At 55.6% G+C, this 14,814-nt stretch carries 13 protein-coding genes; 4 read left to right on the top strand and 9 right to left on the bottom strand.

Going from position 1 to position 14,814, the window contains the following annotated elements; translation table 11 throughout:
* The 3 genes from AUP42_RS21135 to araD form a co-directional block, all read right to left on the bottom strand.
* On the bottom strand, positions 1-268 hold a 268-nt coding region (locus AUP42_RS21135; RefSeq protein ID WP_156484675.1), incomplete at its 3' end, for an aldehyde dehydrogenase family protein.
* Between the two features lie 33 nt (positions 269-301).
* Positions 302-1,213, bottom strand: a complete 912-nt coding sequence (locus AUP42_RS21130) for a dihydrodipicolinate synthase family protein (protein ID WP_062953577.1) — start codon at positions 1,211-1,213, stop codon at positions 302-304.
* 78 nt (positions 1,214-1,291) lie between these two features.
* Positions 1,292-3,037: an L-arabinonate dehydratase gene (gene araD / locus AUP42_RS21125; protein ID WP_062953576.1), complete on the bottom strand. Its 1,746-nt coding sequence runs from the start codon at positions 3,035-3,037 to the stop codon at positions 1,292-1,294.
* A gap of 345 nt (positions 3,038-3,382) precedes the next feature.
* Between araD and AUP42_RS21120 the strand changes: the two genes are divergently transcribed.
* From AUP42_RS21120 to AUP42_RS21105, 4 genes are all read left to right on the top strand, one after another.
* Positions 3,383-4,429: a hypothetical protein gene (locus AUP42_RS21120; protein WP_062953575.1), complete on the top strand. Its 1,047-nt coding sequence runs from the start codon at positions 3,383-3,385 to the stop codon at positions 4,427-4,429.
* 143 nt (positions 4,430-4,572) lie between these two features.
* A complete protein-coding gene (locus AUP42_RS21115) occupies positions 4,573-4,998 on the top strand; it encodes a tripartite tricarboxylate transporter TctB family protein (RefSeq protein WP_062953574.1) in 426 nt (141 codons plus the stop codon).
* Between the two features lie 39 nt (positions 4,999-5,037).
* Positions 5,038-6,528, top strand: coding sequence for a tripartite tricarboxylate transporter permease (locus AUP42_RS21110; protein WP_062953573.1), 1,491 nt, complete (start codon positions 5,038-5,040; stop codon positions 6,526-6,528).
* Positions 6,529-6,673: 145 nt separating this feature from the next.
* A complete protein-coding gene (locus tag AUP42_RS21105) occupies positions 6,674-7,714 on the top strand; it encodes a LacI family DNA-binding transcriptional regulator (protein ID WP_231858375.1) in 1,041 nt (346 codons plus the stop codon).
* 33 nt (positions 7,715-7,747) lie between these two features.
* On the opposite strand, the gene fdhD is transcribed toward AUP42_RS21105, so the two are convergent.
* From fdhD to AUP42_RS21075, 6 genes are all read right to left on the bottom strand, one after another.
* Positions 7,748-8,548 carry a formate dehydrogenase accessory sulfurtransferase FdhD gene (gene fdhD / locus AUP42_RS21100; protein WP_062953572.1) on the bottom strand — a complete coding sequence of 267 codons (801 nt, stop codon included), beginning with the start codon at positions 8,546-8,548 and terminating at the stop codon, positions 7,748-7,750.
* An 8-nt stretch (positions 8,549-8,556) separates the two neighbouring features.
* On the bottom strand, positions 8,557-8,781 hold the full coding sequence (locus AUP42_RS21095; protein ID WP_062953571.1) for a formate dehydrogenase subunit delta: 225 nt from the start codon (positions 8,779-8,781) through the stop codon (positions 8,557-8,559).
* Positions 8,782-8,876: 95 nt separating this feature from the next.
* Entirely contained in the window at positions 8,877-11,756 is a 2,880-nt protein-coding gene (gene fdhF, locus AUP42_RS21090; protein WP_062953570.1) for a formate dehydrogenase subunit alpha, read from the bottom strand.
* Between the two features lie 5 nt (positions 11,757-11,761).
* Positions 11,762-13,318 carry a formate dehydrogenase beta subunit gene (locus tag AUP42_RS21085; RefSeq protein ID WP_062953569.1) on the bottom strand — a complete coding sequence of 519 codons (1,557 nt, stop codon included), beginning with the start codon at positions 13,316-13,318 and terminating at the stop codon, positions 11,762-11,764.
* Positions 13,315-13,794: a formate dehydrogenase subunit gamma gene (locus tag AUP42_RS21080; RefSeq protein ID WP_062953568.1), complete on the bottom strand. Its 480-nt coding sequence runs from the start codon at positions 13,792-13,794 to the stop codon at positions 13,315-13,317. Before AUP42_RS21080 ends, AUP42_RS21085 begins: the two co-directional genes overlap by 4 nt.
* Before the next feature lie 123 nt (positions 13,795-13,917).
* Complete coding sequence (locus AUP42_RS21075; protein WP_062953567.1) at positions 13,918-14,811, bottom strand: LysR family transcriptional regulator; 894 nt, start codon at positions 14,809-14,811, stop codon at positions 13,918-13,920.
* Positions 14,812-14,814 lie beyond the last annotated feature (3 nt).

Genomic DNA, 14,814 nt, shown 5'->3' with positions numbered 1-14,814 from the left:
TTTCCTGGGTGCCGATTTCGGTGATTTCCGCACCGCGGGCATCGATCTCGTCGGCAATTTTATTGAGGAACTTCGCGCGTTCTTCACGTGTGGAATAGCCATAGGACCAGAATGCTTCCTCGGCGGCCCTGGCGGCCTGATCGACCATGGCCGGGGTGCCGACCGGGAAAGTATTGGCCGGACCATGGGCCGGTTCGGACTGGAAGGTCTGATCGCCTACGACCCATTCGCCGGCAATCAGATGTTTTCCTGTCAGGTTATAGGACATTGGTGCCTCCTTTGCGCTGGGATATCCCGGCGCTTATTTCACAAGTTTGTTTTCGCGCATGAAACCGACAAGCTTGTCATGCTGCGCAGGCGTCAGTGGCCAGGCTGATGGCGGACGGGTCGGACCGCAGTCATTGCCCAGAAGCTGCAACGCGGATTTAACTCCGGTCACATTGGTACCATTCATTTCCTCGGCCCGGACATCTTCAAATGCCCGCATTTCCGAAATCAGTTTGCGGGCGGTTTCGTAATCGCCGCCTTCAAGGGCCGCATGGATCGCCATCGAACGTTCCGGCCACACATTGATCAGACCCGACGTAAAGCCACGCGCGCCCACCGCATAGAAAGTCGGCGCCCAAACCTCGGCCAAACCGCCAACCCATACGATATCGGGATCGCAGGCTGAAATCGCCTCGGCCAGCTTCATCGGATTTGGCGTCGCCCATTTGACACCGGCAACACCTTCAACAGCACATAGATCGGTAATCGCCTTGGTGCCAATCGTATCGTTGCGAAGATACAGCATCATCGGCAAACCATCCGATGCATCGGCAATGCGTTTAATATAGTCGACAACACCACGCGGCGCGACAAAGGGATCTGGTGGCTGATGGATCATAAGCGCATCGGCACCGGCCTCTGCCGATGCCTTTGCCAGTGCAACCGCATCACGAATGCCGCGACCAACCCCGGCCAGCATCGGCGCACGACCATCAAGCATTTCGGCAACCGATCTGGCCATGGTAATGGCCTCGTCCGTGGTCAGGGCATAAAATTCGCCGGTATTGCCGTTTACGACCGGGAAATGAACCCCCGCAGTCAGCGCACGGTCAATAATCGGCGAAAGCTTTTTCGGCGCGACATCGCCGTTTTCATCATAAGGCGTCACAAGAATGCCGGAAATACCGGACAGCACGCCACGCAAATCGGCTTTGGAAAGTGCCATTGGTCAAAGTCCCTGAATTCTGTTGGTGATGGCGCGATGGGTGCGCCACCTGTTTGTCATCAGTCGATCATCACCGGATCAGAAGATATCCGGCTCGCCCGCGGTTTTGCCGAAATCGGGCGATAGGAAGTCGAAATCGCAACCTTCGTTTGCCTGGGTGACGTGCTTGCCAAACATCCAGCCATAACCGCGCTGATAGCGATCCTCGGGCTTTTGCCATGCCGCACGACGACGTTCGAGTTCATCTTCATCCACCAGCATGTCCAGACGACGGTTATCAAGATCAAGCTTGACGATATCGCCGGTTTTCAAAAGTGCCAGCGGCCCGCCGATATAGCTTTCAGGTGCAACATGAAGCACACAGGCCCCATAAGACGTGCCCGACATACGGGCATCCGAAATGCGCAGCATGTCGCGATGCCCCTGCTTGATCAGCGCCTTGGGAATTGGCAGCATCCCCCACTCGGGGAAACCTGGCCCGCCAAGCGGCCCGGCATTGCGCAGAACCATCACATGGTCGGGCGTGATATCAAGATTTTCATCATCAACCGCTTTTTTCATTTCCGGATAGCTGTCAAACACCAAGGCAGGACCCTGATGATTGCGGAACCGTTCATCACAGGCAGCCGGTTTGATCACCGCCCCGTCCGGGCACAGATTGCCACGCAGAACCGCAAGCGATCCTTCGTGATAGACCGGGTTGGACAGCGGACGAATGACATCGTCATTATAGACAGTCGCACCCTCAAGCGTTTCGCCGAGAGTCTTGCCGGTAACGGTCGTAACGCTTGTATCAAGCTTGTCGCCAAGCTCCGCCATAAGCGCGCGCAAACCACCAGCATAGAAGAAATCTTCCATCAGGTAATCGCCCTTGCCCGATGGGCGGATATTGGCAATCAGCGGCGTGGTGCGGCCAAGTGCGTCAAGATCATCAAGATCAAGCTTGATGCTGGCCCGGCGCGCCATCGCCAGAAGATGCACCACCGCATTGGTCGAACAGCCGGTTGCCATGGCAACAACAGCAGAGTTACGAACCGATGCCGGGGTAACGATTTTTTCGGGCGTCAGATCTTCCCAGACCATATCAACGATGCGGCGGCCACACTGGGTCGACATGCGGATATGACCGGCATCCGGTGCCGGGATCGACGATGCGCCGGGAAGGCAAAGCCCCATGGCTTCGGCAATCGCGGTCATGGTCGATGCGGTGCCCATGGTCATGCAGTGACCATAGGAACGTGCAATGCCGCCTTCGACACCCACCCATTCCTCGTCACTGATGTTACCCGCACGGCGTTCATCCCAGTATTTCCAGGCATCCGACCCGGAACCAAGGATTTTACCGGCATAGTTGCCGCGCAGCATCGGCCCGGCCGGAAGATAGATCATCGGCACACCGGCTGAAATCGCCCCCATGACAAGACCCGGCGTCGTTTTATCGCAACCGCCCATTAGAACCACACCATCCAGCGGGTGGGAGCGGATCATTTCTTCCGTTTCCATCGCCAGCAGGTTGCGATACAGCATCGAGGTCGGCTTGGTGAAAGATTCATCAACCGAAATCGCCGGAAGTTCGACCGGGAAACCACCCGCCTGATGCACGCCCTTTTTGACATCACCGGAACGTTCGCGGAAATGCGCGTGGCACGGGTTCAATTCCGACCAGGTATTCAGAATTCCGATAACCGGACGACCGGTCCAGTCTTCCGGATCAAGGCCCATCTGCATCAGGCGCGAACGATGCCCGAACGAACGCAAGTCGTCGGGCGCAAACCAGCGCGCGCTTCTGAGATCTTCGGCAGATTTTTTTTGTTTTTCGGACATGGCGTTCCTCCCGTGTATCCACCCTGTCGGTTGACTATGCACATGCAGAACCAACAGGACAATGCGATTTCCTTTATGATTCAATGTATGCGCATACACAAAACCGTTGTCAAGTTATCTTACAGGTATTTCACCAGATGAAGCTTAGAGAAAAAGACCAAAGATTCCGGGATTGACAGAAGTTAAATCGACTTGTATGAATTTATGTATGCGCTTTCATATCGCCTGAAAATTTACAGGTGACAATAACAAGAACAAGCAAAGTGCTGCCCTCGGGAACCACCCCGACCGGGCCATTATGGGCAAGGAGCCCACGATCAGGAACGTGTCATTCGGGAGGAAACAATGACCGGACTTTTCAAAACCCTCGCAACCGCAGCCGGTTTGGCCGCCATGGTTGCAACACCGATTCTCGCCAGCGCATCGGAACTGCCAGGCAATGTCCGCATGGTAATCGGTTCCAAATCGACCGGTGGCGACACCTATCAGAACAGCGCGATCATCGCCGAAGCGCTCTCCAAAAAACTCGATATCAATGTCAAGGTTGACGCGGTCGGCGCCAGCGAAGCTTTCAAGGCGCTGGAACGTGACAGTCGCGGCACCACGATCATGATTTTCCATGATCAATCCTATCTTGCGCATCTGTATGGCGTTCGCGGTTACGACGACATCTTTGAAAACTTCAAGGTCGGCCCGACCGTCGCAATCAACCCGGGCAATGCGTATCTCGTTGCTAAAAATTCGCCGCTGCAATCCATGGAAGACGTGATTGCCGCTGCCGCCGCCGGACAGCGTGTCCGCGTTGCCATTCAGGCCGGTGGCGTTTCGGAAATCGGGTTCTCAGCACTTAAGAACGCCGTGAAAATCCAGCATCCGGGTGCTGAGGAAAACATCGTTCCGGTCAATACCGGTTCCCAGGCCGATAAAAACCAGTTGCTGTTTGATGGTCAGGCTGACGTGATCAATGGCTCGGTCCAGGCCAACGAACAGTTCACCCAGCTTCCGGAAGACGACCAGAAAGCCATGCGCTTCATCTGGCTGACCGCCCGCGAAGAAACCATCGCACAGGCAAACCCGGAAGGCATGGGCGACACCACGCGTGACGAACTTCTGGCATTCACCACCCCGAATGTCAGCGTCACCATGGATGGCGAAAAGGATTTCACCTTCGACAAGGAATTCTTCCTGCTGTTCAACAAGGACATGGATCCGGAACAGATTGCCACGATAGACAAGGCTCTGACCGAAATCTTTGCCGCGGGCGAAATTCAGGAAACCCAAAAGGCATCCTTCTTTATCCCGAACTTCAAGCCGTCAGCAGAAGCCACGGAATATCTGAAGGCAAAGCGTGAAGATTACCGTCACATCATCGACGCAATCGCCACGAACTAAGACCATCATCCGGCCCGGACATTGCTTCGGGCCGGTTTCGCCTGCCCTGCCCGGCCAGAAACACCGAACCCGATCGGAATTTCGCATTTTGCCGCAGCTGTCCCAACATGGATGGAAAGACAGGCGAAATAAGGAGGCGTCCCATGTCCCAAGACTCCCTGCTTGGTGTGTCGATCAATTTCGATACATCACACACCGTTTTCCCGACCATCATTGCCGTCATCCTAGGCATTCTTTTTGTTGCCATCCTTGTGACGCGCGGCAAGACCATGTTGGCCGCGGTTGGCAATGGCCCTTGGTGGCCGGTTGGCATAGACCATATGCGGTTTTTCGGAACGATTGCCGGAACCGTCGTCTATTTTCTGGCGATGCCTGCGGTTGGTGATCTGTTTCCCAATACCGGCCTTGGATTTTACCTATGCTCGATCCCGTATCTGTTTGGCATGAGCGTGCTGTATCTACATGAACGCGGACGCAAACAGCTTTTTATCGCGGGACTGAATGCGATCATCGCGCCGAGCCTTGTCTGGTACATCCTGTCCGAACTTTTCAATATCTCGCTGCCATAGGTCCTGAACCAAGGCGCGGATTGACCCAAGAGATTTATCATGGATCTTCTTTCCATCCTGACACCGCTGTTCTTTACGCTTGTTGCCGTTGGCACGGTGATCGGCATCATCTTTGGCGCGATCCCCGGCATGACAGCGACCATGGCGGTTGCAGTCTGTTTGCCGCTGACCTATTCGCTGGGGCTTGAAAACGGCTTGGCACTTTTGCTGGGCCTTTATGTCGGGGGGATTTCCGGCGGTCTTGTCCCCGCGATCCTGCTCAATATCCCTGGTACACCATCATCAATCACGACTACGCTTGACGGTTATCCGATGACGATGGCCGGTGAAGGCGAAAATGCGCTCAAGATCGGCATCATCTCGTCGGTCATTGGCGGCCTGATCAGCCTCGCGGCACTTTATCTATTTGCGCCGGCACTTGCCGATTTCGCGATCAAGTTTTCCTATATCGAAAAATTCCTGATCATCTTCTTCGCCCTTACCGTCATGGCAGCACTCAGCAGCAGCCTTCTGGTCGGCATCTTCAGCGGCGTTCTGGGCATCTTCATCAGCCTGATCGGTGCCTATGACATTTCGCGTGGCGGTAACGGCGAATTGCGTCTCGTCCCGGAATTTCTTGAATATTACCTTGAAAGCGGCTTTTCACTTTTGCCGGTTCTGATAGGCCTGTTCGGTCTGGCAACAATCCTGATCGAAGCCGAAAACGGCATGCCCGAAGGACAGGGACTTTCGGGTGTAAAAATCGCCAAGGGCAAACCGTTCAGATTGTCGGTTTTCAAGGGTCAAATCGTCAATCTGATCCGGTCTTCGGGGATTGGTACGTTTGTCGGCATTCTGCCCGGTGTCGGCGGCAGTGCGGCTTCGATCCTGGCATACAGTCAGGAAAAGAACTTTTCACGCCATCCCGAACGTTTTGGCAAGGGTGAACCGGCCGGTGTGATTGCATCGGAAAGCGCCAATAACGGCCTGACCGGCGGGGCACTGGTGCCGTTACTGTCACTTGGTATTCCGGGCGATTCAACCACAGCCATCCTGATCGGGGCCTTCACCCTGCAGGGCATTCAGGTCGGCCCGCTGTTTATCGGCAATAATCCGGTAACGTGGGATGCAATGATCATCGCCATGCTGGTGGCAAACCTTGTCATGTTCCTCGTAATGATCTTTGCCATCCGCCATATCGCCAAGGTGGTATCGGTTCCGAAAAACATCCTGTTTCCGATCATCCTGATGATGTGCGTGGTGGGTGCCTATACGATCAATTACGGGGTGATGTTCGATGTCTGGACGCTACTGATCTTTGGGCTGTTTGGTTATCTGGCACACAAGATCGGCCTTGAAATTGCCCCCTTTATCATCGGCTTCATTCTTGGCCCGTCGGCAGAAATCTATTTCGTCAAAAGCCTTGAGTCTTTTGGCACATTGTCGATCTTCTTTACCAAAAGCTGGATTGCGGTTTTGCTTTGGGTGCTGATTGCCCTGTCGATCGGCTTTTCGATCATGGTATCGCGCAAAACCAAAAAAATGCGCTAACCACCGGCACAGCCGTCTGTCGCCTGTGGTGACGGACGGTTGGCTTGCCCCCGATGAATGCCTTATGTAATGTTTGAATTCGGGGCTCACCCGATCCGATATCCGGAATGATCCATAACGGATTGACCTGTCACGAGAAACCGATTTGCTTAATGTACCGAAACATAATGACGTCCTGAAAAATGGCGATCTGAAATCCGGCACGGTCACCATGGAAACCGTGGGACGGCTGGCTGGTGTTTCGCAGGTGACGGTTTCGCGTGCCCTGAATGATCCGAAAAAGGTCTCGGCAAACACGCTTAAGCGCATTCAGGATGCGATTGAGCTGACCGGCTATGTTCCCAACATGGTGGCCGGTGCCCTGGCATCCAAACGCAGCCAGTTGATCGCGGCCCTTGTGCCATCGATTACCAATGTCATCTATTCCGACCTGATGCAGAATTTCATCGATGTCATTCGCGGGTCGGGCTACCACGTTCTTATGGCCGAAACCGGCTTTTCACAGGAAGAAGAACAGGCTGTTCTAACAACGATGCTCAGCCGCCGCCCCGATGGTATTCTTCTGACCGGCATCCATCATTCAGCAGGCTGCAAACGCATGTTGCTGGGGGCTGGCATCCCGGTCATCGAAGTGTGGGATACAACGGAATCCCCGATTGATGTCTGTATCGGCTTTTCCCATATCCGGGCTGGCGAAGAGATGGCGCAATTCGCGTTTGAACGCGGCTATCGCAATGCCATCGCTGTATCGGCGGGCGATGAACGCGCCCTCCGCCGCAAGGACGCATTCTGCACCCGTTTCGGAAAACTGACCGGCACAACACCGGGTGCTGTCTGTTTTGAAAGCGGTGCAACCATCGAACGTGGCCGCAACGGACTGGCACGCGCAATTGACGGTGGTTTTCGTAATGGTCTGGTGATGTGCAGTTCGGATCTTCTGGCGCATGGGGTTCTGATCGAGGCACAGTCACGCGGCATATCCGTCCCCGGCGATATTGCCGTAATGGGCTTTGGCAATCAGGATTTTTCGGCCTTCACCCTTCCGGCCCTGACCACGGTCGATATCGATCGCAAACATCTGGGCGCACAGGCCGCCAACGCCCTTGTCGCCCGGATCGGCAATCAGGAATTACCCAGCAGAAGCATTGATGTCGGTTTCCAGATCATTCCGCGCGCCTCGGCCTGATCCCGCCTAACTGATCCGGCGCACCGATCGGGCTCAGGCAAAACGCCGGAACAACCCGCGCCGTTCGCGGCAAATCATCGTCAATCCCGCCTGCCGCGCCAGATTGACCGCAGTTAATGTCGGTCCCGAAAGGGTCACAAGCCCGCCCACTCCGCATTGCACGGTTTTGGTGACGATTTCATAGGAACAGCGGCTGGTCATCAGGATAAACCCACCCGTTTTATCAAGGCCTTCACGGGCCACTGCCCCCAGCACCTTGTCCAGTGCATTATGCCGTCCGATATCTTCGCGCACGATGCGAATGGTGCCGGTCGCATCAACAAAGGCACTGGCATGCAAAAGCCCACCACCTTCGCGGTTGCGTGTCTGATGATCGGGAAGGGCATCAATCGCGCGCAAAACAACATCCTGCGGCATATTACCCGGCACGACGGTGCCGATCTTGTCCATCGCAACCGTATCAAGCGATTGCACTCCGCAGAGCCCGCATCCTGAACGCCCTTCAAGGGTGCGTTGACGGACTTCAAGCCGGTCAAGAATGTCTTCGTCCAGGTCCGCCTCGATCACATATCCCTGCAGGGTTTTGCGTACATCACGCAAACGGATCTGGCCCGCATGATCCGCAATGCCTTCGGACAGGGCAAAACCGATCATGAAATCTTCAAGATCGTGGGGTGATACCATCATCACGGCATGGGATTTACCGTTGAATGTCAGGGCAGCCGGAATTTCTGGCTGCAGAATAATCGGCGCATCATCACCGCCATCGCCGCGCACAACGGCACGCGCCGGGTCATGGTCACGACCATCAATGATGCGGTTTGCTGATGTCATTTCTGCTGTCACGCCGGTTGTTTGACCTTGCGAATCGATGGTGCGGCTTCGATCACCAGCGGGTGAAAGCCCTCATGACCGCTTTCAATCATGTCAAAAAGCTGCTTGCGCATCCGTGGTTCCCAGAAATCGCTGATATGCCCCGCCACACCAGCCACGCCTTCGGCATGGGGTTTGGATTTGAAAAAAGTCGCGATCTGATTGGCCATATAGACGAGTTTGTCAGGTGCCATTGGCGTTTAAACTCCCGCCAGAATTCTTGATTTACGGACGAAAACGCCCGGTTTCATGATGATATCCTATCATGAAGCCGGGCAATGTTTCGCACCTATTCGGCCGCATCAACACGCGGAAGTATCCGGCGCGCCTGTTCGGCCTGCTTGTCATATTCCACCTGCCATTCGGTCGGCCCGTTGCTGGGCGTAACCTGAACGGCGGTAACCTTGTATTCCGGGCAGTTGGTTGCCCAGTCGGTATAATCGGTGGTGATCACGTTAGCCTGTGTGCCCGGATGGTGGAAGGTCGTATAAACCACACCGGGGGCAACACGGTCCGTGATCGTCGCGCGAAGCGACGTTTCACCCGACCGCGATGCCAGACGGATCCAGTCCCCTTCACGAATGCCCCGCTGTTCGGCATCATGGGGATGGATTTCAAGCAGGTCTTCCTTATGCCATGCGCTGTTGGCCGTCCGACGGGTCTGCGCCCCGACATTGTATTGCGAAAGAATACGTCCCGTCGTCAGCAACAGCGGGAAGCGCGGACCGGTACGTTCATCGGTTGCGACATATTCGGTCACAACAAACTTGCCCTTGCCGCGCACGAAGCCATCGATATGCATGACCGGGGTGCCCAGCGGGGCCTTCTCGTTGCACGGCCACTGTATAGAACCCTCGCGTTCCAGAAGGTCATAACTGACCCCAGCGAAGCTTGGTGTGGTCCGTGCGATTTCATCCATCACCTGCGACGGATGGGTATAGTTCCAATCAAGTCCCATCGCACGGGCAAGGTTTTGCGTGACTTCCCAGTCGGCAAAGCCGTTTTTCGGGCTCATCACCTTGCGAACACGGTTGATACGACGTTCGGCATTGGTAAATGTCCCATCCTTCTCAAGGAAGGTCGAACCGGGCAGGAACACATGCGCATGATTTGCCGTTTCGTTCAAAAACAGGTCATGGACCACAACGCATTCCATCGCGGCAAGACCGGCAGCAACATGTTTGGTATCCGGGTCCGATTGCAGGATGTCTTCACCCTGAATATAGATACCCTTGAATGTGCCTTCGACGGCAGCATCAAGCATGTTCGGAATGCGAAGACCCGGTTCGTCATCCAGTTTGACGCCCCAGATTTTTTCAAACACATCACGCGTCGCATCATCGGCAATATGACGATAGCCCGGCAGTTCGTGCGGGAACGATCCCATATCGCACGAACCCTGCACATTATTCTGCCCGCGAAGCGGGTTAACCCCTACGCCCGGACGTCCGATATTGCCCGTCGCCATCGCAAGGTTGGCAATCGCCATCACGGTAGTCGACCCTTGGCTGTGCTCGGTCACGCCAAGTCCGTAATAAATAGCGCCATTGCCGCCGCGGGCAAAAATACGCGCTGCCTTCCGAAGGGTTTCTGCTGGAACGCCGGACTGGCGTTCGACTTCTTCCGGGCTGTTTTGCGGATCGGATACAAAGGCTGCCCAATCCTGGAACTCGTCCCAATCGCACCGTTCGCGAATGAACGCCTCGTCAAACAGGCCTTCGGTCACGATCACATGTGCAAGCGACGTCAGAACCGCAACATTGGTGCCCGGACGCAATGCCAGATGAACTGCGGCCTTGATATGCGGCGTGCGCACCAGATCAATACGACGCGGATCAATCACGATCAGTTCTGCCCCCTGACGCAGCCGCTTTTTGAGGCGCGATGCAAAAACAGGGTGCCCGTCCGTCGGGTTGGCCCCGATCAGGATCACGACATCTGTGTGCTCGACACTGTCAAAATCCTGCGTCCCAGCCGATGTCCCGAATGTGGTCTTAAGGCCATAGCCGGTCGGCGAATGGCAGACACGTGCACAGGTATCAACGTTGTTATTGCCAAACCCGGCCCGGATCAGCTTCTGCACAAGGAAGGTTTCCTCGTTCGTGCAGCGCGATGACGTGATCCCGCCAATCGCGGCCTTGCCGTATTTTTCCTGAATGGAACGGAATTTATCGGCGGTGTAACGAAGGGCTTCTTCCCAACTGACTTCGCGCCACGGATCGGATGTGTTTTCGCGGATCATCGGGTTGAGGATACGGTCCTTGTGGCTGGCATAGCCATAGGCAAACCGTCCCTTGACGCATGAATGCCCGCGATTGGCCTTGCCATCCTTGTACGGCACCATGCGCACCAGCTCATCACCACGCATTTCCGCCTTGAACGAACAGCCAACCCCGCAATAGGCACATGTGGTCACGACCGAATGTTCCGGCTGACCGATTTCGATCACCGATTTTTCCTGAAGCGTCGCCGTCGGGCAGGCCTGAACACAGGCACCGCACGACACGCATTCTGAATCCAGGAAGTTTTCGTGCATGCCCGGCGACACCCGGCTTTCAAAACCGCGTCCCTCAATCGTCAGGGCAAAGGTTCCCTGCACTTCCTCGCATGCCCGCACACAACGTGAACAGACGATACATTTCGACGGGTCATAGGTGAAATACGGGTTGCTCTCGTCTTTGGCCATGTAACGCGGGTTTTCTTCGCCATTCTGGCGGGTCTTGACGTGGTTGCCCCCATCATAACCATAACGCACATCGCGCAGGCCAACCGCACCGGCCATATCCTGCAGTTCACAATCGCCATTCGCCGCACAGGTCAGGCAATCCAGCGGGTGATCGGAAATATAAAGTTCCATAACACCTTTGCGGATTTTCTTGAGCCGTTCGGTCTGGGTATGGACCACCATGCCATCCGCGACCGGGGTCGTGCAGGATGACGGGGTGCCGTTGCGACCTTCGATTTCGACCAGACACAGGCGGCACGAACCAAACGCATCGACCATATCGGTTGCGCACAGTTTCGGTACCTGAATACCCGCCTCCATCGAGGCCCGCATGATCGACGTGCCTTCGGGCACGGTCACATCAAATCCGTCAACATTGATCGTCACGGTCTTTTCGGATTTGGCGGCGGGGGTTCCGTAGTCGACTTCTTTTACCAAGGACATCGTTCTCACTCCGCGGCTATATCAAGCGCATGGGGCTTGAAATCATCAGGGAAATGGGTCAGTGCGCTCATCACCGGATAGGGGGTAAACCCGCCCAGCGCGCATAGCGACCCGAACTTCATCGTTTCACACAGGTCGGCCAGAAGTTCCTTCTGCATTTCGGGATCTTCACCGCGTGCGATCTTGTCGACAACTTCGGTGCCGCGTGTTGACCCGATGCGGCATGGCGTGCATTTTCCACACGATTCAATCGCACAGAATTCCATGGCAAAACGGGCCTGTTTCATCATGTCGACACTGTCGTCAAACACGACGACACCGGCATGACCGATCAGGCCATCCGCCTTGGCGAATGCCTCGTAATCAAATGGTGTCTCAAACAGTTCGCGCGGGAAATACGCGCCCAGCGGACCACCGACCTGAACCGCCTTGACCGGGCGGCCGCTTGCCGTGCCACCGCCGATCTGATCAACGATTTCACCAAGTGTCAGGCCAAACGCCGTTTCATAAAGGCCGCCATGTTTGACATTGCCCGCGATCTGGATCGGAATGGTCCCGCGCGAACGGCCCATGCCGAAATCACGGTAATATTCCGCACCCTTTTCAAGGATCACCGGCACCGAGCACAACGAGATAACGTTGTTAACAACCGTCGGCCGCCCCATAAAGCCCTCAAGGGCCGGAAGGGGTGGCTTGGCGCGGACAACGCCCCGCTTGCCTTCCATACTGTTCAAAAGCGAGGTTTCCTCGCCGCAGACATAGGCCCCCGCCCCCATGCGGACTTCCATGTCGAACGTGTAATCCGATCCCAGAACCTTGGGCCCCAGCAGTTTGTTTGCTCGTGCGACTTCTATCGCTTCGTTCATGATGCGGATCGCATCGGGATATTCCGACCGGGTATAGACATATCCCTTGGTCGCCCCGGTCGCGAGACCGGCAATGATCATCCCTTCGATCAGGACAAACGGCTCGCCCTCCATGATCATGCGATCAGCAAACGTGCCGCTGTCGCCTTCGTCGGCATTACAGACGATGTATTTCTGATCACCAGGCGCCTGACGCACGGTATTCCATTTGATACCCGTCGGGAAACCGGCACCACCGCGACCGCGAAGGCCTGAATCCGTAACCGCCTTGACGATATCCTCGGACGTCATCCCAAGGGCATTTTCAAGCCCCTTGAGTCCGTCATTGGCACGGTAATCGTCAAGCGACACGGGATCAATAATGCCGCACCGCTGGAAGGTCAGGCGCGTCTGCGCCTTCAGGAACGGGATATCCTGCGTGTGGCCAAGGAAACGTTTATGATCACTACCGTTCAGGAAACCGGCGTCAAACAGGCTGTCGACATCCTCGACCGCAATTGGGCCATAAGCCAGACGCCCGCGCGATGTTTCGACCTCGACCATCGGCTCCAGCCAGTACATGCCAAACGAACCGTTACGCACGATCTGGACATCTTCACCGCGTTTGATCGCTTCGGCGGAAATCGCCTTTGCCACGTCGTCCGCACCAAGGGCAACAGAACCGGAATCAAGCGGGACGTAAATCTTGACTGTCATGATCCCACCTCGCTCAGGATGCGATCAAGACGATCCTTGTTTACCCGGCCGACAACCTTGCCATCAACCATGGCCGCCGGTGCGCAGGCACAAAGCCCAAGGCAGAAGACCGGCTCCAGCGTCACATTCTTGTCGCTGGTCGTTTCCGACCAGTCGACTTTCAGTTTGCGCCGTGCATGGTCACCGACATCATCGGCCCCCATCGCCTGACAGGCCTCGGCACGGCAGATTTTGATCACATGTTTGCCCGGCTTTCCTTCCCGGAAGTCATGATAGAAACTGGCAACCCCGTGGACTTCTGCCCGGCTAAGGTTCAGTTTTTTGGCAATGGTCTGAAGCGCGCCTTCGGGAATAAAGCCGAATTCTTCCTGCACCTCATGCAGGATCGGCAAAAGCGGGCCTTCAAGTCCGGACAGCCCATCACAGATGGTGCCGACGCGGATGGATATTTCCTCGGTCGTCTCGGTTAAAGACATGCAAGCCTCTCTCACTTAGCAGTCTATTGAATTATTTGTTATTCCAGCCAGTGTCGGTGATTGCCGCCGCCGGTTCAATAAAGGCATCCCGTTACGCGATAGCGAAAACCTATCAAGCCGCTATCAGGCCAGTTCAAGTTCCGAAATCTGTTTGGCCTCTTTCAGCAATGCGGACACAACCGGTGTCGCCGGCTCGCGCTTCGCCGCAATCATACCCACCAGATGCGATGCATCGGGATCGACAATCGGGATCGATTTGACCCGATCACGCATGCTGAATTCCTTGACCATCTTGACCGGCATGATGCTGGCCCAGTTCCCCGTATGAACGTGGGTAAACAGGGCAATCATCGAATCACTTTCAAGCGTCGGACTAACGCGCGCGCCTGCCTCGGTCAGATGCTGATTGATAATCCGCCGGTTCTGCATATCGGGTGTCAGCAAACATAACGGAAACTCTGCCGCCTCCCGCCAGGTGATGCTTTCGCGGTCCCCGATATCATCGAAATTCGACGTCACAAGGTGATAGCGTTCATAATAAAGCGGGATCGATGTCACCCGGCCAAGCGGCTCGTTATCCAGATAGGTAATGCCGACATCGATTTGAAGATTATCAAGCAATGCCTGTATTTCAGTCGATGTCCGCGACAATACCGCAAAGGTCACATCCGGATGCTTTTCGCGAAACGGGGTCGTCAATTCATGCACCATCGAAAGTGCCGTAGGGATCACCGCAATCTGCACCTGTCCGGTCAGCCCAAAGCGCATGGCACGCATTTCATCGCGCATTGACCGCGAACTGCCGACAATATGACGCGCCCATTCCAGAACCCGTTCACCTTCGGGCGTTAACCCCTGATACCGTGAGCCGCGCCGCACAAGCACCACCCCCAAATGGTCTTCAAGCTGGCGCAGGGCACTGGAAAGGGTTGGCTGTGTCACACCGCATTCCTCGGCGGCGTGACCAAAATGCTGCTCGCGGGCAAGCACCATAAACATTTCGAGTTTATCGATCATGGC

Source organism: Thalassospira lucentensis, assembly GCF_001613805.1.
Lineage (GTDB): Bacteria > Pseudomonadota > Alphaproteobacteria > Rhodospirillales > Thalassospiraceae > Thalassospira > Thalassospira lucentensis_A.
The sequence above is the reverse complement of the archived record's forward strand: the minus strand, read 5'-3'. Positions and strand labels throughout refer to the sequence as shown.

Coding starts and splice junctions, on each gene's coding strand:
- AUP42_RS21110 (WP_062953573.1), top strand. CDS start 5,038: ATGGATCTTCTTTCCATCCTGACACCGCTGTTCTTTACGCTTGTTGCC.
- AUP42_RS21080 (WP_062953568.1), bottom strand. CDS start 13,794: ATGTCTTTAACCGAGACGACCGAGGAAATATCCATCCGCGTCGGCACC.
- AUP42_RS21095 (WP_062953571.1), bottom strand. CDS start 8,781: ATGGCACCTGACAAACTCGTCTATATGGCCAATCAGATCGCGACTTTT.
- fdhF (WP_062953570.1), bottom strand. CDS start 11,756: ATGTCCTTGGTAAAAGAAGTCGACTACGGAACCCCCGCCGCCAAATCC.
- AUP42_RS21075 (WP_062953567.1), bottom strand. CDS start 14,811: ATGATCGATAAACTCGAAATGTTTATGGTGCTTGCCCGCGAGCAGCAT.
- AUP42_RS21115 (WP_062953574.1), top strand. CDS start 4,573: ATGTCCCAAGACTCCCTGCTTGGTGTGTCGATCAATTTCGATACATCA.
- AUP42_RS21130 (WP_062953577.1), bottom strand. CDS start 1,213: ATGGCACTTTCCAAAGCCGATTTGCGTGGCGTGCTGTCCGGTATTTCC.
- araD (WP_062953576.1), bottom strand. CDS start 3,037: ATGTCCGAAAAACAAAAAAAATCTGCCGAAGATCTCAGAAGCGCGCGC.
- AUP42_RS21085 (WP_062953569.1), bottom strand. CDS start 13,318: ATGACAGTCAAGATTTACGTCCCGCTTGATTCCGGTTCTGTTGCCCTT.
- fdhD (WP_062953572.1), bottom strand. CDS start 8,548: ATGACATCAGCAAACCGCATCATTGATGGTCGTGACCATGACCCGGCG.
- AUP42_RS21120 (WP_062953575.1), top strand. CDS start 3,383: ATGACCGGACTTTTCAAAACCCTCGCAACCGCAGCCGGTTTGGCCGCC.